Source organism: Streptosporangium sp. NPDC006013, assembly GCF_040614275.1.
GTDB lineage: Bacteria > Actinomycetota > Actinomycetes > Streptosporangiales > Streptosporangiaceae > Streptosporangium.
The window spans coordinates 1-2,123 of sequence record NZ_JBEXUE010000857.1; the positions used below are offsets into that span (position 1 = coordinate 1).

Consider the following 2,123-nt stretch of genomic DNA (forward strand, 5'->3'; position numbering starts at 1 on the left):
AGGCGACGGAGGTCGCCACGACTCCACGCGTACGCCGCCGGCGGGCGAGGGCGTCAAGGGAGGCGTTGGCGGCGGCGTAGGCGGCCTGGCCACCACTGCCCCACACCGCGGCGATCGAGGAGAACAGCACGAAGAAGTCGAGCTCGCGGTCGCCCAGCAGCGCGTCGAGGTTCAGCGCGCCGAGGACCTTCGCCCGCATCACCTCGGCCAGCTCGGCGGCGTCCAGCCCGTCCAGGCTGTTCGCCGGGCTGATACCGGCGGCATGGACCACCCCGGTCAGCGGGTACTCGGCCGGGATGTCGGCCAGCACGGCCGCGAGGGCGTCCGCGTCGGCCGCGTCACATGCCACGATGCTCACCCGGGCGCCCAGCGCGGTCAGCTCGTCGCGCAACTCGGCCGCACCGTCGGCCGCCATGCCCCGCCTGCTCGTCAGCACGAGATGTTCGACGCCTTGGGCGGCCAGCCACCGGGCCACGTGACCACCGAGCGCGCCCGTGCCACCGGTGATCAAGACCGTGCCGTGCGGTCGTGGCATGGTGTCGGTGCCCCGGTAGGGAGCGTGGGCCAGTCTGCGGCCGTAGACGCCGGTCGAGCGGATCGCCACCTGATCCTCGGAGTCGGGAACGGTGAGGATGCCCGCCAGCCAGGTCACCACCCGCTGGTCCAGCGTCTGGGGAAGGTCGATCAGGCCGCCCCACCGGTTCGGGTGCTCCAGCGCGGCCACCCGGCCGAGGCCCCACACGCCCGCCTGAGCCGGGCTCGGCGCCGTGTCGGACCGGCCGATCGAGACGGCGCCCTTCGTGACGCACCACAACGGCGCCTCGACACCGGCATCGCCCAGTGCCTGCAGCAGGGTCAACGTCAGCGCCGAACCCTCCGAGACACCTGGCTCCGTGGTCTCACGCAGCGCCAGCAGCGATGCCACCCCGGCCGGCTCCGCGTCGAGGCTCTCGCGCAGTTGCTCGGCGAGCGCGGCCCGGTCCTGTCCGGATACGTCCAGCCGTACGGCTGCCGCGCCGAACATCTGGACCACGGACTCCGCCCAGACGTCGCCGGCCAGCTCCGCGGGCACCACGACGAGCCAGGTGCCCGGGACGACGGCGGCCGAGACGTTGGTCAGCGGCTTCCAAATGACGCGGTATCGCCAGGAGTCCGCGACGGACGTCTCGCGCCGGGCTCGGCGCCAGGACGTCAACGCCGGCAACACCGCGCTGAGCGTCTCCTGCTCCACATCCAGCCGCGCCGCGAGGGACTGGAGATCCTCACGCTCGATGGTCGCCCAGAACTCCGCGTCCACCGGATCGGCCGCGGCGGCGCCCTTGGCCGGGCCGCCGGTCTCGGGCCAGAACCGCTGGTGCTGGAAGGCGTAGGTGGGCAGGTCGACCCGGCGTCCACGCGGGAGCACCGCCTGCCACTGCACCGGTACGCCGTGCACGTGCAGATGAGCCAGCGCCTCGGTGACGACCTCGTGCTCGTCCCGGTCCCTGCGCAGCACCGGGACCAGCACCACGTCGGAGCTTGGGTCCGCCGCCAGCGTGTCCTGGGCCATGGCGGTCAGGACGCCATCGGGGCCCAGCTCCAGATAGGCCCGCACGCCCTGCCCGTGCAGAACGCGCACGCCGTCGGCGAAACGGACCGCGCCACGGACCTGGTCCACCCAGTAATCCGGCGAGCACAACTGCTCAGCCGCGGCTGCTTCTCCCGTCAGGGTGGACACGATCGGAACCCGCGGCGGGTTGTAGGTGAGCCTGCTCGCCAGCGTGCGGAAGTCCTCCAGCATCGGATCCATCAACGGCGAATGGAACGCATGCGACACCCGCAACCGCTTGGTTCGCACCCCACGCTCTTCCAGGACGGCGGCGATCCCGAGCACCGGCTCCTCGACACCGGCAATCACCACAGAGGTGGGACCGTTGACAGCCGCGACGGACACCTCGCTCTCACGCCCGGCGAGCAGCTCGGCGACCTCCTCCTCTGTCGCCTGCACCGCCACCATCACCCCGCCGGTCGGCAAGGCCTGCATCAGCCGCGACCTGGCCGCCACCAGCGCACACGCATCGGCCAGCGACAGCACCCCGGCCACGTGAGCCGCCGTGATCTCCCCGATCGAATGACCGGCGAGC

1 protein-coding gene is annotated in these 2,123 nt (G+C 72.2%); it reads right to left on the reverse strand.

The genetic code is table 11. The features are described from left to right. Positions 1–2,123 (reverse strand): SDR family NAD(P)-dependent oxidoreductase (locus tag ABZ260_RS50360; RefSeq protein ID WP_355632892.1); only part of this gene is annotated, 2,123 nt, incomplete at both ends.